Raw genomic sequence first — 18,372 nt, 5'->3', positions numbered from 1 at the left:
ATTATTGTATTAAATCATCCTTTGTAAGAAGAGCTTACCTTCCACAAAGTTTAGCCTTCATCATCTTCTTCTTGGGTATAGCGACAAGATAACATGGTAATGTCGTCACTGTACTGGTTTTCTTGTTTAAACATCTGAATCTCTCGAATCAGTTGATTGTGTAGTTTAGTTACATCCATATCACGGTTTTTGGTGATAAACTCCATCAAACGTTCAATGCCATATTCTTCGCCTTCAGGGTTAGAGGTTTCTGTAATACCATCGGTATAACTAAACAACAGAAACTCGTCTATATTGTCTACACTTTTTTGGTTGATGAAAGGCAGTGGATCAAAAATACCTAAAATAGTAGTGCCGCTGTGTAGTTGGTGGGCTTCATTGTTATACAACAAAAACGCAGGATTGTGTCCCGCATTGATGTAGTTAAACTGGCGGGTAGTTGTATTGTATAGCCCTATAAAAAAGGTAATGAAATGATCACCTTGGGCATTTTGCCAGATCAGGCTATTCAACTCACTAATGATTTCGTTTAAATCAGTCGTTTGGCGGGTAAGGGTACGCAACGATGCCTGGAAGTTAGACATTAGCAGGGCTGCTGGCACTCCCTTGCCCGATACGTCGGCAATACACAGTACAAACTCTTCGTCTGACACTGGAATGTAATCGTAATAGTCACCCCCTACTATATGGTGAGGAAAATAGGTAGCCTCAATCTGCAGAGATTTGGTTTTGGGCAACGACTTAGGAAAAAGCATAGATTGCACTTGTTTGGCAATATCAAGTTCTTTTTTAAAGGTTTCCTGTCTGATTTGCTTACGCACCAACTTCTTATTTTCAATGGCCACAATGATGATATTACTCAAGGTTTGCACAAAGCGGGTATCTACATCATTTAGCTCTGAATCGCTTTCATTAGAATCAAGAAACACATAGGCAAGCACCTTGTCTTTATGAAAAACCGGAATAATTACATCAAACTCATTAAAAGATTCGGTAGAAAAGTCTACATGGTCTACCGGAGAAATGTCACGAATGTCGGAAAGGGCTTCCGCTTCCAGGTCTATGTTAGAAAAATCGAGATTGGTACCAAAGTCTACCTTGCACTGCCACTTGTTGTCATCATCTTCAAAAACATAGAGGGCAAGCTTTTCTACTTGTAAATTACCCTGAAGTGTAAATTTGTACATTTTGTACAAAGAGTCTTCCGGAGCATTGTTATTAATTACTTGAGTAATCTCAAGAATCGAGTTAAGCTCTAGTTCAATCAAATGAAATTTCTTCTGATACATACTCACCGAGTTATCGTTTTAGGGTCGAAAGCGTCACGTAGTCCATTACCAAACAAATTAAACGCCAACACCATTAGGCTGATACAAAAGCTTGGGAAAAACACCAGATAAAAACCACCGGGCGTAGTCATAAGCCTGAAACCATCGGCCACCATAATTCCCCACGAAGGCATAGGAGGCGCTACCCCTAAACCTAAAAAACTCAAACCAGCTTCTATTAGTATTGCTGAAGCAAAATTAGAAGTAATAATTACGATCAAAGGTCCAATGATATTTGGCCAGATGTGTACCCGTATAATACGCAAGCTACGCATTCCCAAAGCACGGGCTGCTTCTATATATAATTTTTCTTTTACAGATAATATTTGCCCTCTTACCACACGGGCTATTTCTACCCAGGTAGTGAGCCCTACAGCTACAAAGGCCACCCACACCCCACGACTTTGCAAGGCAAGGCTAATGGCTATTACCAACATAATGCCCGGAATAGACCATACTACGGTCATAAACCACATGATGACACTGTCAACCATCCCTCCAAAAAAACCAGCCAGCGAACCTAATGTGAGCCCTACCATCAATGAGATAGCTACTGATACCAAGCCTATACCCAACGAAATACGCACCCCAAACAACAAACGACTGAGCATGTCGCGCCCGGTATGATCGGTACCCAAAATAAAGGTGCGATACTCTAGGTTATGCTTGACAAAGTTTTGTTTTAACTCTTCCGCTGTAGTCATTCTTGCCCGGTCTTTTAGATCATAATAAGTCACCCGGTTACCACTTACTTTGATATCTTTGGCTGTAGAAATACTATGCACAACATCTACTAACTGTATCGTTGATGATTTAATACCTCCAAACTCTAGGTAAGTTAAACTTACACCATCTATCTGATAGGGCAACACCTGATTGGCTTGTTTGATAATGGTACCCAAGTATTTGTCGGTGTTTTGATCGCCTATGATTTTTCTTAACATATTGTCAAAATCAGCCTTGGGGCGCAAAAAAGAGATTATTTTGGGTTTGTTCTTCAAACTGTCTATCAAGTTGGCAGGCAACTTTGCCTCTAATGCTTTTATTTGAGGTGGCAACAACTGATACGAAGTATCAGCAAGGGGTATAATGCGATAATCGCTTTCTTGCCCAAAGAGTAGTTTATAAAAAAAATTGTGCTGTTTTACTGCGCGGTCTTTTCTGATTTTGAGCATGCGGGCTCTAAAACCTGGGGGTTGTTGTTTGATCTGGTCTACCCTGTCGTTGGCGTTGGGTGTGTTGTCTGGCATAATAGAATACCCCAACAACGCAATGACCACTGCTATACAAATTACAATCATTCCAAACACTGCCGGAATATTGGCAAAGAGTCGTTTTTTGACGTAATAGTAAGGTGTCTTTAACTGCTGTTGTTTTTTACCTGATAGTATCAGGTTTTTCAACTTTTTGGTCTTTTTGTTTCTTTTATTTTCTGTATTCTTTTTTGCCATAACAATGCAAACGATTGCCTTTTTTAGTAGTAATATACAATGTAAAATAACTGAGGCAATCTTATCTGGTAATGGTTGAATAGTAAGTTTTGTGTACTACTCGTGGTGCTTTATTCTAAGTAAAACTACAAAAATAGCCTACTCCATCAAACAGGTATTTTGTTTTATTCAAACTCTTTCTTTTTCGCGTTTTGCTAACTCAATTTTCTTCCTTTCCAGTCATAAGCTCCCTTGTGTTGAGCCAATAAGCCAAAAAAAACAACATATAAAGGATAAATGGCTTGAACTATAGGTATCCACCAAATAAACTTTCTTTTTTTGAGATAGTTTAGCACTAAACTTAAAAAGATAAATTCAACTATGCATTTGATGCTTATTTGTGTCAAAAACGCATTTGCAGAATATCCTCCAAAAAGGTACGCCAAAAAAGCGAACAATAAACCAAAATTACAAAGAAAGATAAAAAAAGCGAGCATTTTGACTTTATAATCCTTGTAAAAGCTCCATTTACTCGCCCACCTTTTACGCTGATGAAAAAATTTGTTTAAGGTAGGTACCGGGCGTGTACTGACGATACTTTGGGGGTGTTTGACAAAATAGATACCTTGGGGATACTTTTGGGCAATTTTGTGCATCAAAAATTCATCATCACCTGAGGCCAGGTGTTCGGTACCAGCAAAACCACCTACTGCCTCAAAAGCAGCTTTACTGTATGAAAGGTTTGCTCCATTGCACATATTGGGGTTACCCAGCTGTAGCGAAGCCGCTCCAGAGCCTATCAAACTGGCAAACTCTACTACTTGTACTTGGGCAAACAAATGGTTGGCTGGAGCAAAGGTAACCGCCCCACTGACGAGTTGTGCGGCATATTGTTGATAAAACGTATAGTACACTTGCAACCACCCAGGCAATACTCTACAGTCACCATCGGTAGTAACCACATAGGTACCCTGTGCTGCCTGAATTGCCTTATGAATACCCGCTTTTTTGGGAGACGCTTCTACTTCATTTTGGTGCAAATGCAACAACTGAAGGCGAAAATCTGCTTGCCCAGCATACGCTTCTACCAAGGCCACGGTCTGGTCGGTAGAGTGATCGTTTACTATGATTACCTCAAACAAGTCTTTGGTCAAGGTTTGGGCACTCAAATCCTGCAACAAAGCCAGGATGTTTTCGGCTTCGTTGCGTACCACTATCACCACCGACAACACGCAAGATGTTTCGTGAAAACTCATAGGGTTTGCCTGGATACGAAAAAAAGGAATTTTTATCCAACCAAAAGTCAAATATGCCGCAAAAAAAGCATAAATTGTAAGAATTACAGTAATAATAATCTCCAAGGAATCAATACTTTAGGGGTTGCCAGAGGTGTAAAAATCGAATAAAGTAAAAAGAGATTGCCACACCAAAAGTGTGCTCCAAGGTCATTTAAAATTCAATGTTTTTTATTCGCAAATACAGTTGAGTAGCAAGATACAAGTTTTAGCTAATAAGTACTTGACTTGCTCGGCTAAAATTCAGGCAAAACGTTGGTTTCTTAGTGAGCAAATCAATACTTATGGAAAAAAAAGAAGGCGAAAAAATTATCATAGGCATCGATCCTGGTACTCAATTGATGGGCTACGGATTGATCCTGGTCAAAGGCAAAAAAGTAAGTGTCGTACAATACGGAGTAATTCATTTGGCAAAATACAGCAATCACGCACTAAAACTCAAAAAAATATTTGAAAGGGTAAGCCAGTTGGTAGAGGAGTACCTCCCCGACGAAATGGCACTGGAAGCGCCATTTATGGGCAAAAACGTGCAGGCCGCGCTCAAACTTGGCAGGGCACAGGGGGTGGCCATGTCAGCAGCTTTGGTACGACAAATACCTATAGCCGAGTACGCCCCTCGCAAAGTAAAACAATCGGTCACGGGTAGTGGCAATGCCTCCAAAGAACAAGTAGCAAGAATGTTGGAAAAACAACTGAACTTTACTTTTCACGAAAATGACACATTGGATGCCTCCGATGCCTTAGGTGTGGCGCTCTGCCATTACTTTCAAGGTAAACTTGGTGGTATGAACAAAGCAAAAAGCTGGGGAAGTTTTCTGAAAGACAACCCCAACAGGATTGCCAAGAAATAAGCCAAGCTAAAACTTTAATTTCTTCTTGAGAATTTTAAGCAACGCCTCTTTGTGCAACATCAACGATACTGTTTTGAGTTTGATAAAACCCTCTGACAAATACATATAGCCTCCACACTGGTTGTGGGTGCCCCACGAATTTTTCACAATGTAGTATTTCTCTTTGCCTTTTTGGGCAATGCCTACAATGTGCATCACGTGGTCTACGGTAGTGGCGTGGTTGTCGAAGCTGGCTTGCCGCATTTGCTGGTCAATGTTTTGATTGCCCGGAATAGTTGCCAGCGATGAACGAAACTTGAATGTTTTTTCGGTAACATCGCCGTTCCATACCAATGTATACCCCTGCTCCAGGGCATAGTCAATCGTTTGCATAAACTCGTTGAGTGGCACATTATGGTATAAACCAAACGACCAGTTGTAACGCGACTCAAGACAAAAAGGCTGGTAAAAAGGGTGATGGTTATAAGAAGTGAGGGTTATATAGTCGTTGGTATTTAAACCTACCTGGGTTTTGGCGTAGCTCTGAGGAGTATATCTTTTGCCTTGGTAGGCAAATGTTTGGGGTACATTGCCCAGTTGAGCATCTAATATTGCCGAAAAATCTGCCTGCCAGTTTACCGGAAGTTGACGCCCCTTTTTCTTACTGATACTTACTACAAATTTTTTTGCGGCAGTGTCTAACCTAGCGTGGTTGTGATACTGCTCGCCGTGTATTCTGCCCGAATACACACTTTCGGGTACAATACCAAAATCACGTATAGCATTCATTACATCGTGGGGTTGCCCACCTGCTGTAAAAAATGAGTGCCCCATCATACGTACATACATGGTGGCTTTTTGTTGATAAATCATACGGGCAATATACATTTCAGACAAGTCGAGGGGTCGTTTCCCCTGACGCAACAATTCACTCTCGATAAAAGATACTGCGGCAAAACTCCAGCAGGTACCCGATCTGCTTTGGTTTTTGATAGAGGTAGCATCATTTTTTTTAACAATGGTAAACCCCGGAAGTTGCTGTGCCGAAAGTTGCCCTGCCATACAAAGTATAAGAAAAGTATAGATATATTTCATTGCCGTTTTTTTATGTGAACAAGAAAGTTTATTCATTATAATACTTGCAACGATGCAGCTTCTTACATAGTTTTAGAGTAAAGCAAAACGAGGTTGGGTTATCTCAGAATTCAAGTTTTATACCTGGCAGATTTCAAAAACCTGACAAGCATAGCTAAATATTAGACGAGTATTCTCTATAAACCATACTCTGCCAACAAATAAACCATGGTGGCCATTGCCGCCGCCCCCAATTGTAGCTCACGAGGGTTTACCTTGTCAAAGGTATCAGTTTCGGTGTGGTGGTAGTCAAAATAACGTTGCCCATCAGGGCTTAAACCCATAATCGTTACGCCTTGAGTACGCAATGGTCCTATATCGGCTCCTCCCCCACCTTGGCGCAACTGTACTCCATAAGGGGCAAAAAGTTTTGCCCATTTTTGCACTTTAGCAAACTTCTTAAAATCATTGTTTATTCCAATGGCACGCGGGCTGAAACCGCCTGCATCGGACTCTAGTGCAGCAATGTGTTTTTCTTTATTTTGAGCCGCCAGCTCAGCATATTTGCGCCCACCACGCAACCCGTTTTCTTCATTCATGAACATGACTGCTCTGATTGTTCTTTTGGGCTTGATGCCTGCTGCTTTGATCAAACGTAATACGTCCATAGATTGAACCACCCCAGCCCCATCGTCGTGGGCACCATCACCAGTGTCCCAAGAGTCTAAGTGGCCACCCACTACAATAATTTCGTCAGGGTACTGTGTGCCTTTGAGCTCGCCCACCACATTGTACGACTTTTTCTCTTTGAGCATTTTGCAAGTAGTACGAAAGTAAAACTTAAGCTTGCGATCGTCTTTAAGCAAACTACTCAACAATTCGGCACCTTTGGTACTGATTGCCACCGCTGGTATTTTAGGCACATTTAGCTGGTAACGCAAACTGCCAGTATGAGGGTAGTCATCTATTCGACCAGTCATAGAACGTACTACCATGCCTATAGCTCCCAGTTTGGCAGCTTCTGAGGCTCCAGAGCCTCGCTGATTTACTGCACCTCCATAAGCCCTGAAAGTAGCAATTTTGGTATTGTCAAAAGGACGGTTAAAAAACACGATTTTACCTTGTACCAGACCTTTGCCTAGTTTACGCAGCTCGTCAAAGTTTTTTACCTCTACTACTTCGGCGGCAATGCCTTGCCCACCCGTACCTACAGAGTTGCCCAAAGCACATACACGCACCTCTTGTGAGCCTATTTTTTGTGAATTTACAATTTTACCTATTTCTTTGTCGCCACGTACCCAGTGGGGCACCATTACGTCTTGCAAAAATACCCGGTCAACGCCTAAAGTATCCATGACTTGCCGGGTAAACTCTACCGCCGCTGCTGCCTGAGGCGACCCTGCCAGGCGTCCACCTATTTTGTTGCACAAAAAGTCGAGCCACTCATAGGCCTTGGGTTGAGTAAGCGACAAGTCATACATTTTACGAATGAGTTGCTGGTCTTTTGTAGACTTTTTATTGTTTTGTGCCTGCCCTGGCACCACCCACCACATCAGCAATAGTAGTAGTATTGCTTTTGGATGGTTACAGTAATTGTTTTTCATATATATACTTCAATTACGAGTGAGAAAATTACGAATTGTTAAAAACCAAACACTACCTCACCACCACTGCGTTTTGCAAACGGTACATCAAGTGGTTGGGGTTGGTAGCGTTGAGTTTGAGTATGCCTTTGAGCACTATAGGTTTGTCAGTGTATTTAATTTTTTGTTGGCTGGTTACCTCCATCACGGTTTCGGGGCCTGCTCCTCCACAAAAATAACAAAGGTTGTAAGGCAACGCCGATAGTATAAAAAAGCCCTGCTTGGTGTAGGCTTCTATAGGTATAAGATAACCTTTGATGGTGATACTTTTGCCATTGAGGGCTTTTACTTTGCTGCCAAATAGTGGGATGTCTACCTCATATCTTTTTTGAGAATCATATTTAGTTTTGATTTGTGTATCTTTAAGGGTTTTCCAAACGGCATAGGGATTTTGAGCATATAAGCCTGGGCTACCCAAGGCAATAAAGTATATCAGAATAAGGAGTTTTTTCATATATCAATAGTCCATAGTATTTAGTCGATAGTCCATAGCTGATTCGAGTAAATGTTCACCTTGTTAAATGCTGTAAACCAGTATTTTATATTAAGATTGCGTACTCACTTTATTTTTAAAAGTGTTTCGGTTGTATGCCTAAACACCCAATTAAATAGTTTTTAAATTCATAAATGACTGATAACCGAGCCTCTGGCGAGTCCTTAGATACCGATGTATATCGGTGCTCAACAAAGTTAAACAGCAAACAACTTTGACTAAAATCACTGCGGAGCATTGTATATAAAACAAGCTATTCAACCATTGATAAGCAATGACCGACACAGAGAAAAACAAGATTTGTAGCTGCATCATCCTTCACCCCGTAAAGGCAAGTTACACGTAAGCTTTTCGTTGTTAGCAACAAAATTGCTCGATGTAGATTTATCCCGTAAACTTATGATCTTTTTAGGAAAGTATGGCTATAAAACTGGGTAGATACAAAACAACAGTCAGGATTAGTTTAAATATTGATGAAAATGAGAAAAATGAGGTTGCTTTTAGGATTGGTAGCAGGGTTGTTTTTGGGCACTCAAAGCATGGGGCAAGCTCAAAACAAAAAAGTGCGTTACATTCAGGATTTATATTATTATATCAAAGATAAGATTACTCAAGAGAAGTACTATATCAACGAATATAACTTTAACTCTACCGGAAAAGGCTTGCCTAAGCAAGGAGATTACAAAAGGTTTGAACGCTATTTTTACAGTTTCAGTGGTAAGGCAGCTCCTACCATCCGTACCATTACCATAAAAACAGTAGTAAAAAAAACACTTGATTATGAAGAGTTTTTGTATGACTTGGATGGTCAACTAATTTTTTATTATGAAAAGCGCAACGATAAGAAAAAGCTCTACGGTGAAATTTCTATTTATTTTAACAAAGGCAAAGCGATTCATATTGTCAAAGACCGTCAGGTATTTGACAAGACTACAATTGACCAGAACGAAAACTTTCTAAAATTGGCCTGGAATAAAGGAAACACTTACCACAAAAAATTTGATACCCAAATGGCCAGGTATAGAGAGTAGTTTAATCATGAGGAAGAGAATTACGAATAAATCAATTGCGAACAGGGCAAGACCATTTGTAATTTAGCCCGAAGTCAGTAGCTTCTACAGCCTAAAGCTATTAGCCTTTAGGCTGGTTTTCAAGTATCCCATCCACCCTATAACACATTGATTTTTAAAAACTTATAAAATTTGAAAATAGAAACCTGTAGTTCTTAGTCTCGCTTCGCGCCCATTCGTAATTCTCTCATTCATAATTCGTAATTAATAATGTTGTATATTCGGCCACAGAAAGTGAATACTTTAACCAAAGGAGACCAGAAACCTTTAAACAAACGGGGCAGAACCGAAAAGCCATACGAGTAGGAAAATACAAAAGTAAAAAAATGAAAAAAGCGATTTTAATGTGCGCATTGGCGTCAGGGTTGTTGTTTTCTTGTGGCCAAGACAAGCAAGCAAAAGAAGAAAACACAACCCAAACAGATACTACAGCAAAGGATACAAGTAAAAAAGATACTGAAGAAACTACTACCAACGATACAGCTGTAGACAAAGAAAAAGTAGTAGCGGCTCACAATAACTTGCGTAGTGAAATTGAGACAAAAATAAAAGAGATAAAACCTGTCGAGGTTTCGACCAAGGAATTGAGAGAAAAAGTAAAGCAAAAGTGGTCAAAAATTGAGTTTTATGTGCTTGACAATCAAGTAGTAAGAGTAAAAACTTACCCTCACGAAAATATAAGTAAAAGAACTGAGGAGTTTTATTTTAAAGATGGTAAACTAGCCATAGTGACCATAGAAGACGATGGTAGTACTTCAAAAGATAAAGAAAAAGGAAGTATTGAGAAAGCGTATTACTACCAGAACGATAAGCTTGTGTCTGAGGTGAATAACTCAAAAGAAACAGAGTTCAGCATCAAAAACTCTGAAGCCGAAGAGTTGTTACAAGAAGCCAAAGAATACTTGGAAATATACAAATCAAAAAAATAAATTGTAATACTTAGCCTACAAGAGGCTTCTAATAGCGCCAGCTATGCAACTAAATATTTTATTCATCGCCCCACCCACCAACTGTAAATCCCGCACAGTGGGGATACTGTGGCCACTCGAATCACTTTATTTTTCAACTGTTACTTAGGGTGCAAAAAGCTTGATTTTTCACCCTGTCTAAAGCATACAAAAGCCACAAGGTGCTCAATTTTAAGCGCCTTATGGCCAGTGTTTTCATTGGTCAATTTAAATTTGTCTTCAATGGTTTCAGCTTTTTACCTGAAAAAACTCCCTGTTTTTTGAGCAAAGTAGCCAAAAATGGATTCGCTACACTTACCCCATGTACTAGTTCGGGCGTAGGCGTAAACTCTGCCACCCCTACCGTACGAGGGGCAATCCAACCCGACAATTCAGGGTCAAGCCCAGCGCGTTGGCATGCCCTTTTTACTGTAGACTTATTGCAAGTAGCTTCCCCTTCAAACACCTCCCAGGGCAACGGCAAACGTTGCCATACCTGTGTATTTGGCTCCAGCCCACTGCCTGCCGTCCGATGCCAAGCCGCCAAGTCGCCCGCTATCAAACGCATCACTTTACCAAAACACATGGTATCCAGTACAAACTCTGCCCCCATTGCATAGATCATATTCATCCAGGCATCACGGGCTTTGTTCCAGGCTCCGGCAGTAATGTTCCAGGTAGACGAGTCATTACCTCGTTTTACCACCATCGTTTCTTTATTGATTTGATTATCGTGCCATAGCTTTTTGAGCATACCCGCCAGTTCTTCCAACAGGCTGGTCCATTTGCCCAACAGCTGTCCACGTTCATGGTCGCTGAGTTTTTCCAGGGTTTGCGCCACTGGATACACATAAGCCATTGCCAGGTAGTTGGGGGTACCCTTGTCTTCGCTTAGCTTCAGCAACATCTGAGATATTTTGTCAAACGGACGAGTTTGCCCATTTACCGTAAATTCGCTGCGCAAATTGCAACGTGCGGTGTAGTAGGCAATAAAACAAGCCGTATATTTGTCTTGAGCAAACATATCGTAACTCAAACGATGTACAATGCCGTGCTTTGCTACTTGCTGAAATGCTCGTTTTTTATAGGCTGCAATCAACCCCTCCAATTTGGTTTCCATTCTTTGCAAGTGCCTGAACAGTTTGTTGTAGCGACGCTTCGAAATGTCTAACCCTATAGCCTTGCGCGAAAGTCGGTTCAGGCGGTGGTGCATAAAATCGTTTTTGCCAAAAGTTTTATTGATTTGAGGCGACAGTTTTTTAATAAAACCCTCAATGGCTTCAGGATCGTGTCCGTCTACTTCGGGCACTTGGTCAAGCCTGAAAAGCTCTGCAGCTTTGTTGACCTGGCGGTTGGCACCAGACGGCATGGCAAAAGACTGCATCATAGAGGTGTACTGCATAAAGCGGTTTTTAAGGCTTCCTTTGGCAGCTTTGTTTAGGGTAATGTGTTGTGCCTTGGTCAGTTCATTGCCTATCAGTTCCATGACCATTGCCGCCACGTCTTCGGGGCGCTTGCGCATAAAAATGGTTTTGTATAATTGATATAAGTTCATAGTGCATTGTTGTTTTTTATGATGCCTGAGGCAACCATTGATGTATTGAAAAATCAGGGAAAGCAAGCATGCTAAATGTTTCGTTTCAGGAAAAGTAGAAGGAAGCACGCTTATAGCCCCGATTTAGGAACTGAGGGTAGGGCTCGAACCTACGTCCATCCGGGCCCAGCGCCGGACGTTCTACCACTGAACTACCTCAGTTTTGTTGTTTTAGTAACAGACCAAAATCAATCATTTTATTTTTCAGTGTCAGTTAATAAAAAAGGAAAGCAGGCATGCTAGTACTCCAGACACTAAATATGTAAAGTGGTATTCTGCAACTTTTGCCCTTTGGCTTCTCTTCAAAAATATCACGTAGCTATGGCTATGCTCTATTTTTCAAGATCGCCAAAAGAACAAAATTCATCAAAATTCCTACTTTAACTACTTAGAAGCTAGAGTACCAGTTTTTTTGGAAAAAAAATAGAAGGAAGCATGCCTATAGCCTTTTGTTGGCATTGAGGGCAGGGCTCGAACCTGCGTCCTTTCGGTTAAGCGCCGAAAGCTCTACCACTGAGCTACCTCAACGTATGACAAATGGATAAGTCAATCGGGAAACCAGGCGCACTAAATCAAAAAAGAAATAGAAGGAAGTACGCTTATAGCCTGATTGTTTTACCCTTTGTAATTAGTTGTTGATACAAAGTAAAAGTGCTATTGCGCAATGTTTTTGCGTAGTAAAAACTATTTTTGTATTTTTCAAAAAACCTATAAAATAGGGGCAAAACGTTGTTTTAGAGTAAAATTATCAAAGTCAGCGTGTAAAAGAGGTAAGTTTACCTTCGGAGACACTTTTTTTAGCCCAGATGATCACTTTTGGAAATGAAACCACTAACTAATTTTTAAACCTACACTACAACTAATGGCAAAAAAAGACAATGACTGGGCAGTGAAAACAATGACTACCTGGCTAAACGAACACCAAGGAGCCGCACCAACCCAATGTGAAGTAGTATGGACCAAGAAAATACCCTGGAATGGCAAAAAAGAAAAAGTGTTTTTGGTATACTATCAAATGTCCAATGGTTACGAAATGGTGGGGCTTACCGGACCAGTCACCTGGAGCCTGACCACCAATACAACACAAACCATTAGTTTGGCAATGCTGGAGGCGCTCGACCTTAAAGAAAATCAACGCTGGCAACGCCTGGTCAACTTATATGCAGGTTGGTATTATTGCCACCAAAACGAAACCCAAACCCACACTTGGCAAGCCAAGCTCAACGTAACTCCTGCTGATATTGACGAGCGGTTAAAAACCTATTACGAACGTCCTTACAAAACTTTGCCTGAAGACACCCAAGGTATACTGTACCAAAAAAAATACTTGTCGTTTTTTAGGAACTCTATCACCGAAAAGGGTGAGCTATTGGGCAATAGATCTTATAGCGGGCAAGTGGTAAAAGGCGAAAAACTGTATTGTTTTCATTGGATGCAGTGCCACTGGGCTTGCCAGGAGATCAAAGAGTGTGTATGGCTCGACAACCAAATGTTTTATATATGTAAGATGGACTTATGGCACGATCTGAGCAAAGACGAAAGCCTGAGGGCAGAAGGCAACCTCAAAGCCGAAGAGTATATGGTCATTGCGATGAATACTGAGGGTGAAATAAACGCCGTGTATTTTTTTGGTTTGCAAGTGCCCCTTTATTCCGATTGGGTGCGCTACCATTGGGTAGGTACTCATTATGGGCCCTATATGATGTTTAATCGTTGGGGAGGGCTCGCCTATTTATACGACTACCATACTTCTGCTGGGGTGCTTGCCGAAAGTGTGGCAAAAAAGATAGAAAATCGTACTCTCAAGGGCTCGTACAAACCAGCGGACATACAAGTACAACAACGGCTACGGCTAGACGAAGCACTACTGGGAAGAGGGGAAGTAAATGGGTAAAAATGAGTAAAGACCATCTGTAAAGTGGGGCTTGTGGCGATTGTAAGCCCTAACCCGCAAGATTTTTGTGCCTTGTGCGCCAAATCTTGTATCTTGCGCATTAAACTAATCACGCATGCAAAGAATAATAAAAATATTGATCGTAGCGTCTTGCACGCTACCACTGGGTTTTAGTCCTTTAATTTTAATGATTGGCTTTGATGCTTATATATCAGTACTGACTACCATGAGCTTTACCGTGTTTATCCCGCTTGCTTTTGTGCTCTACATGTACGACACCGTATTGTGCATGGGAGGCTTCAAACGCAAACAAGAGGCTTTTTGGCTACAGATGGCAGTAGCTGTCGCGTTTATACTATTGGTAGGAGCCATTGTTTGGTTTAGTCAAGTGTCGGTCATTACCAGTGATATTGACTTCAAAGATCGCGGGTTGATATTTGTCCTTTCATTTATGCTTTTTGGGGCAGTACTTAACAATGTGGCAGATAAACGACTGATTTAGGTAGGCTCAGCTTTACTTGCGTTGCTCATGAGCATTTTATTCAACTCCACTGCATAGAAAGGCTAATAGCCAAAGTTTGTTGGCACCATCGCCTAATAACTAAAAAAACTTCATAACAATGCCCGTAAACAGAAACGCCCTCATTCGTTATCGCACTATAGACAATTGCCTGCGTAACCGTTTTCGTCCCTGGACGCTGGATGATTTGATAGAAGCTTGCTCGGAGGCTTTGTATGAGTATGAGGGCATAGACAAGGGGGTGAGCAGACGTACTGTACAAATGGATATTCAGATGATGCGGAGCGACAAGCTGGGTTACAATGCCCCTATTATAGTGCAAGACCGCAAATACTATACTTACGAAGACCCTGAGTATTCTATCACCAACATTCCGCTCACCGACCAAGATCTGCTGAAACTCAACGAAGTAGTAGAGATTTTGAAGCAATTCAAAGGGTTTACTCACTTCAAAGAATTGAGCGGGATGGTGCAAAAGCTGGAAGACAAGATTCATACGGCAAAAACCGACCAGGAATCGGTGATTGACTTTGAAAAAAACGAAAACCTGCGTGGTCTGGAGTACCTGGACGTGATCTACGAAGCCATCTTGCAAAAAAAACCCATCGAGCTTACTTACCAATCTTTTCGCGCCCGACGCGCCAACACCTTTGTGCTGTTTCCTTATTTACTCAAAGAATACCGCAACCGTTGGTTTGTAATGGGCAATAAGCAGGGGTTTCCTGACATTAGCACGCTTGCCCTGGACAGGGTTCAAGAAATCGAAAAATCTTACGAAAAATTTCAGGAAACTGAAGTAGACCTGAGCGAGTATTTTAAAAATGTGATAGGGGTTACCGTAAATGCCAATCAACGCCCCGAAAAGGTGGTATTAAAGATAGACCGACGCAGCTCGCCTTATGTCATTACCAAACCCATTCATCATAGCCAGCAAATCCTTGAAAAAGGGGAAGAAGGCATTACTATTTCGATCAATGTGCAACTCAACTACGAACTGGAGCGCGAAATATTGGGTTTTGGCGAAACTATGATAGTGCTACAGCCCAAACGCCTACGCGAACGCATAGAAAACCGCCTCAAGTATAACCTGCACCTGTACGACCAACTTGACAATAAAACAGAGGAATAGCAGCTCTTTAGAGAAGGATGGAGTCTGCTTTTTTTTCAGAAAATTGAGCCCCCAATAATGTGCTTCAAAAAACGCTAAAAAAGCACCCAACAAACACACGTATAAACAACTGCAAATCAACACCTTAACCTTGGTGTTTTTGCCCTTGATATTTTTCAAAAATTTATTTCATATTTATGTAGTTTTATCTGTTTTTTTATCAGACTTTTAGCCCCGAAAATTTGATAAAAAATGAAGCACTCAATTCTAATTTCACCCGACGCATTTGAACCAAGCAAACACTGGTACCCAAAGGCGTTGAATGCGACCATTCACCCAATGGTGGCGTTTTTCTTAAACCTAAGTCAGGAGCGAATCGTGCAACGCTATTGCCACCTCAATCCTATGGTAAAGCCCGACGATTTGATGAAGTGGATGAAATACCAACCCAAGCATTTTTATTGGGCAGGCACCGACCTTATCCACGTGACGTCGGAGCAGGGCAAACGCCAGATGGTGGTGATAGAAACCAATTCTTGCCCATCGGGGCAAAAGTCTATGCCCTTGCTAGACGATAACTTAGAAATGGGTGGGTACGAAATATTGATGCGTGAAACCTTCAAGCCACTGCTCAAAACCCGTCGTTTGCCCGAAGGCGACCTGGCGGTAATTTATGACAAAAACCCTATGGAAGCTTCAGGCTATGCCGCGGCTATGGCAAGCGTGTTTCAGGAGAATGTTCATTTTATTCCTTTTTATAACCAGGCAGATGAGCAAAATGTCCGGTTAAACGAATCGGGCATACTGGAATTTGCCGATGAGTCGGGCAATTGGAAACCCCTACGGGCGGTGTTTAGGTATTTGACCCAAAAGCCCTGGAACCGTTTACCCATCAAGAGCAAAACCTTCATTTTTAACCCCATCATTGCTTGTTTGGCAGGGGGACGCAACAAAATGGTGGCTTCTAAGGCGTATGAGTTTTTTAATGCCGAGATTGCCGAAAGCAACCTCAAGATTTTTACCCCGGAAACCATCTGGGATGTAAGCAAAAACGAAGTGCCGCTTTGGGTACAAAAAATGGGCGGACAAGCCGTCATTAAAATACCCTATTCCAATGCCGGGCAAGGGGTTTTTACTATAGTCAATCAGCAAGAACTGGACAACTTTATGGCAAAAGACTATGAGTATGACCAGTTTATTATACAAAGTCTGATTGGCAACTATTGGTGGAGCTCAAATACCCAAGAGGGCAGGTTTTACCATGTAGGGACTATGCCTGACAAAAAAGGGGAAAGCTTTGCTGCTGATGTACGTATGATGCTTCGTAGTACCAAAGATGGTTTCAAGCCGTTGGCAATTTATGCCCGTAAAGCAGCCGCGCCTTTGCTCGATCATTTAGAGTCGGGTGCCAACTCGTGGCAAATACTGGGTACCAACCTGTCGGTAAAGCTTGACCAAAACCAATGGAGTTCTGACACCGACCGTTTGTTGTTGATGGATCGTCGCGACTTTAACCGTTTGGGGGTAGGGCTGGACGATCTTATTCAAGGGTATATCCAAACCTTACTTGCCACCATTGCTGTAGACAAAATGGCAGTAAATTTTATAGGTACTAAAGGGGCACTCAAGCAAAAGCTTTTCCGCTCGCTTAACAACGACCAGGCATTAATTGACGAAATAATGGTAAGCTAATGATAGATACACAGATAGAAGTTATCAAAAGATTGGATTTGGACACCATCCCCGATGGTTTCTTCAAAAAGTTCCGGGTTCACCTCGTGTCTAATGGTATGGGGCAACCCATATACATACCTGTGATGGTTGCCAAGGGCAAAAAAGAAGGGCCTGTATTGGGCGTTACTGCGGCTGTACACGGCAACGAGCTCAATGGTATATCGGTTATCCAGAAGATTTTCAAGCAAATAGATGTCAATACCCTTACGGGTACCATTGTAGGGGTAATTGCCTTTAATGTGCCTGCTTTGCTCAATCAGGAACGCCGTTTTATAGATGGCGAAGACATCAACCGTATTATGCCAGAGCAGCGAGTTTGGCAATACCAGTGAGGTGTATGTGTATAGAATGATGGAGCGGATAATTCAGCAGTTCGATTATTTGATTGACCTGCACACGGCTAGTTTTGGGCGCATCAACTCTTATTATATTCGCGCCAATATGAAGGGCAAAGTTGCCTCCAGAATGTCGAACCTGCAAAACGCCGATATTATACTCAGCAATCAAGGGGCTGACGGTACCTTACGCAGTGCCGCTACCGATATGGGCATTCATGCCATTACTTCAGAACTGGGCGATCCTAACCGTTTTCAGAAAGGAATGATTAGCTCAGGACTAGAGGGCATATTTAATGTAATGATTGACCTGGGTATGATAAAAGGAACGATTGTACCCCCTGCGGCTCCTCCAGTATTGTGTGGGCGTTCTTACTGGATTTATGCCAACGAAGGTGGTGTGCTTGAGGTATTGCCCAACATTGTAGACGAAATAAAAAAGGGGCAGAAAATAGCCGTCACCAAAAACATATTTGGCGATGTTGCCAAAGAATACTTTGCCCCTGGAGATGGCGTGGTGATTGGCAAAAGTGTGCACCCTATCAACCAAACTGGGGGGCGTATTTTGCACTTGGGAATTCGTGAGGCTTTTTAATTACGAATGGATCAATTACGAATTACGAATGAAGGCGAAGCCACTATAGTCTACAGACTACTGACTCCGGACTAATTTTCAATTACGAATTACGAATGAAGGCAAAGCCACTATGGTCTACAGACTACTAACTCCAGACTAATTTTCAATTACGAATGAAGGCGAAGCCACTATGGTCTACAGACTACTGACTCCGGACTAATAGAAAACTGCTCTAAAGCAAAAAACGAGATGGCAACACCATCTCGTTTTTTTTTTCTAACCACAAAGCTTATTAAATATCTTTGGTTAGTATTTATTCAAACCAAAGACCAAAAATAAAAACGTGGCGAGAATAAATTTCAACTCATTGATAGTCAATGAAATAAATTTCGTTTTTTCTTGCTTTATAGCTTTAGCCTTTTTTAAAAAAATGATTTTTTATACGAAATATCGTGTATTAATCGATATTTCGTAGTCAAATATTACACAGGCAACGACTT

The 18,372-nt window shown here is 41.5% G+C and carries 16 protein-coding genes and 2 tRNA genes; 9 read left to right on the top strand and 9 right to left on the bottom strand.

Going from position 1 to position 18,372, the window contains the following annotated elements; translation table 11 throughout:
* Positions 1–50: 50 nt before the first annotated feature.
* From M23134_RS34690 to M23134_RS34680, 3 genes are all read right to left on the bottom strand, one after another.
* The gene (locus M23134_RS34690; RefSeq protein WP_002705049.1) at positions 51–1,289 is read right to left on the bottom strand and encodes a PP2C family protein-serine/threonine phosphatase; all 1,239 of its coding nucleotides are present in this window, start codon (positions 1,287–1,289) and stop codon (positions 51–53) included.
* Between the two features lie 2 nt (positions 1,290–1,291).
* Complete coding sequence (locus M23134_RS40690; protein WP_002705048.1) at positions 1,292–2,779, bottom strand: ABC transporter permease; 1,488 nt, start codon at positions 2,777–2,779, stop codon at positions 1,292–1,294.
* 194 nt (positions 2,780–2,973) lie between these two features.
* A complete protein-coding gene (locus M23134_RS34680) occupies positions 2,974–4,119 on the bottom strand; it encodes a glycosyltransferase family 2 protein (RefSeq protein WP_002705046.1) in 1,146 nt (381 codons plus the stop codon).
* 218 nt (positions 4,120–4,337) lie between these two features.
* On the opposite strand from M23134_RS34680, the gene ruvC reads away from it, so the two are divergent.
* A complete protein-coding gene (gene ruvC / locus M23134_RS34675) occupies positions 4,338–4,904 on the top strand; it encodes a crossover junction endodeoxyribonuclease RuvC (protein ID WP_002705044.1) in 567 nt (188 codons plus the stop codon).
* A 6-nt stretch (positions 4,905–4,910) separates the two neighbouring features.
* On the opposite strand, the gene M23134_RS34670 is transcribed toward ruvC, so the two are convergent.
* The 3 genes from M23134_RS34670 to M23134_RS34660 form a co-directional block, all read right to left on the bottom strand.
* On the bottom strand, positions 4,911–5,978 hold the full coding sequence (locus M23134_RS34670; RefSeq protein WP_045114932.1) for a C1 family peptidase: 1,068 nt from the start codon (positions 5,976–5,978) through the stop codon (positions 4,911–4,913).
* A 176-nt stretch (positions 5,979–6,154) separates the two neighbouring features.
* Positions 6,155–7,561 (bottom strand): M20/M25/M40 family metallo-hydrolase, encoded by a 1,407-nt coding sequence (locus M23134_RS34665; protein ID WP_002705040.1) that lies wholly within the window; start codon positions 7,559–7,561, stop codon positions 6,155–6,157.
* A gap of 52 nt (positions 7,562–7,613) precedes the next feature.
* Positions 7,614–8,054, bottom strand: a complete 441-nt coding sequence (locus M23134_RS34660; RefSeq protein WP_002705038.1) for a hypothetical protein — start codon at positions 8,052–8,054, stop codon at positions 7,614–7,616.
* 512 nt (positions 8,055–8,566) lie between these two features.
* Here M23134_RS34660 and M23134_RS34655 point away from each other — a divergent pair.
* Both M23134_RS34655 and M23134_RS34650 read left to right on the top strand, forming a co-directional pair.
* Complete coding sequence (locus tag M23134_RS34655; RefSeq protein ID WP_002705037.1) at positions 8,567–9,124, top strand: hypothetical protein; 558 nt, start codon at positions 8,567–8,569, stop codon at positions 9,122–9,124.
* Positions 9,125–9,489: 365 nt separating this feature from the next.
* Positions 9,490–10,092, top strand: coding sequence for a hypothetical protein (locus tag M23134_RS34650; protein ID WP_002705036.1), 603 nt, complete (start codon positions 9,490–9,492; stop codon positions 10,090–10,092).
* Between the two features lie 241 nt (positions 10,093–10,333).
* On the opposite strand, the gene M23134_RS34645 is transcribed toward M23134_RS34650, so the two are convergent.
* From M23134_RS34645 to M23134_RS34635, 3 genes are all read right to left on the bottom strand, one after another.
* Positions 10,334–11,665 carry a hypothetical protein gene (locus tag M23134_RS34645; RefSeq protein WP_045114931.1) on the bottom strand — a complete coding sequence of 444 codons (1,332 nt, stop codon included), beginning with the start codon at positions 11,663–11,665 and terminating at the stop codon, positions 10,334–10,336.
* Positions 11,666–11,793: 128 nt separating this feature from the next.
* A tRNA-Gln gene (locus tag M23134_RS34640) sits at positions 11,794–11,866 on the bottom strand.
* 291 nt (positions 11,867–12,157) lie between these two features.
* Positions 12,158–12,232, bottom strand: a tRNA-Lys gene (locus tag M23134_RS34635).
* A gap of 334 nt (positions 12,233–12,566) precedes the next feature.
* Here M23134_RS34635 and M23134_RS34630 point away from each other — a divergent pair.
* The 6 genes from M23134_RS34630 (at position 12,567) to M23134_RS34610 (ending at position 17,890) form a co-directional block, all read left to right on the top strand.
* Positions 12,567–13,598: a hypothetical protein gene (locus M23134_RS34630; RefSeq protein WP_002705032.1), complete on the top strand. Its 1,032-nt coding sequence runs from the start codon at positions 12,567–12,569 to the stop codon at positions 13,596–13,598.
* Positions 13,599–13,713: 115 nt separating this feature from the next.
* Positions 13,714–14,100 (top strand): hypothetical protein, encoded by a 387-nt coding sequence (locus M23134_RS34625; RefSeq protein ID WP_157558799.1) that lies wholly within the window; start codon positions 13,714–13,716, stop codon positions 14,098–14,100.
* Positions 14,101–14,218: 118 nt separating this feature from the next.
* On the top strand, positions 14,219–15,247 hold the full coding sequence (locus tag M23134_RS34620; protein ID WP_002705027.1) for a helix-turn-helix transcriptional regulator: 1,029 nt from the start codon (positions 14,219–14,221) through the stop codon (positions 15,245–15,247).
* Positions 15,248–15,478: 231 nt separating this feature from the next.
* On the top strand, positions 15,479–16,918 hold the full coding sequence (locus tag M23134_RS34615) for an ATP-grasp domain-containing protein (RefSeq protein WP_045114930.1): 1,440 nt from the start codon (positions 15,479–15,481) through the stop codon (positions 16,916–16,918).
* Entirely contained in the window at positions 16,918–17,292 is a 375-nt protein-coding gene (locus M23134_RS42600) for a M14 family metallopeptidase (RefSeq protein ID WP_198145132.1), read from the top strand. The genes M23134_RS34615 and M23134_RS42600 overlap by 1 nt, the downstream gene beginning before the upstream one ends.
* On the top strand, positions 17,237–17,890 hold the full coding sequence (locus M23134_RS34610) for a succinylglutamate desuccinylase/aspartoacylase family protein (RefSeq protein ID WP_198145131.1): 654 nt from the start codon (positions 17,237–17,239) through the stop codon (positions 17,888–17,890). Before M23134_RS42600 ends, M23134_RS34610 begins: the two co-directional genes overlap by 56 nt.
* Positions 17,891–18,372 lie beyond the last annotated feature (482 nt).

The organism is Microscilla marina ATCC 23134, assembly GCF_000169175.1.
In the GTDB taxonomy this organism is placed as follows: Bacteria; Bacteroidota; Bacteroidia; order Cytophagales; family Microscillaceae; genus Microscilla; species Microscilla marina.
Note: the sequence above shows the minus strand (reverse complement) of the source record. Positions and strands in the feature narration are given on the sequence as shown.

Bases quoted from the DNA above. Each gene is read 5' to 3' on its own strand.
- M23134_RS34690 (WP_002705049.1), bottom strand. From the start codon at position 1,289: ATGTATCAGAAGAAATTTCATTTGATTGAACTAGAGCTTAACTCGATT.
- M23134_RS40690 (WP_002705048.1), bottom strand. From the start codon at position 2,779: ATGGCAAAAAAGAATACAGAAAATAAAAGAAACAAAAAGACCAAAAAG.
- ruvC (WP_002705044.1), top strand. From the start codon at position 4,338: ATGGAAAAAAAAGAAGGCGAAAAAATTATCATAGGCATCGATCCTGGT.
- M23134_RS34670 (WP_045114932.1), bottom strand. From the start codon at position 5,978: ATGAAATATATCTATACTTTTCTTATACTTTGTATGGCAGGGCAACTT.
- M23134_RS34665 (WP_002705040.1), bottom strand. From the start codon at position 7,561: ATGAAAAACAATTACTGTAACCATCCAAAAGCAATACTACTACTATTG.
- M23134_RS34660 (WP_002705038.1), bottom strand. From the start codon at position 8,054: ATGAAAAAACTCCTTATTCTGATATACTTTATTGCCTTGGGTAGCCCA.
- M23134_RS34655 (WP_002705037.1), top strand. From the start codon at position 8,567: ATGAAAATGAGAAAAATGAGGTTGCTTTTAGGATTGGTAGCAGGGTTG.
- M23134_RS34650 (WP_002705036.1), top strand. From the start codon at position 9,490: ATGAAAAAAGCGATTTTAATGTGCGCATTGGCGTCAGGGTTGTTGTTT.
- M23134_RS34645 (WP_045114931.1), bottom strand. From the start codon at position 11,665: ATGAACTTATATCAATTATACAAAACCATTTTTATGCGCAAGCGCCCC.
- M23134_RS34630 (WP_002705032.1), top strand. From the start codon at position 12,567: ATGGCAAAAAAAGACAATGACTGGGCAGTGAAAACAATGACTACCTGG.
- M23134_RS34625 (WP_157558799.1), top strand. From the start codon at position 13,714: ATGCAAAGAATAATAAAAATATTGATCGTAGCGTCTTGCACGCTACCA.
- M23134_RS34620 (WP_002705027.1), top strand. From the start codon at position 14,219: ATGCCCGTAAACAGAAACGCCCTCATTCGTTATCGCACTATAGACAAT.
- M23134_RS34615 (WP_045114930.1), top strand. From the start codon at position 15,479: ATGAAGCACTCAATTCTAATTTCACCCGACGCATTTGAACCAAGCAAA.
- M23134_RS42600 (WP_198145132.1), top strand. From the start codon at position 16,918: ATGATAGATACACAGATAGAAGTTATCAAAAGATTGGATTTGGACACC.
- M23134_RS34610 (WP_198145131.1), top strand. From the start codon at position 17,237: ATGGCGAAGACATCAACCGTATTATGCCAGAGCAGCGAGTTTGGCAAT.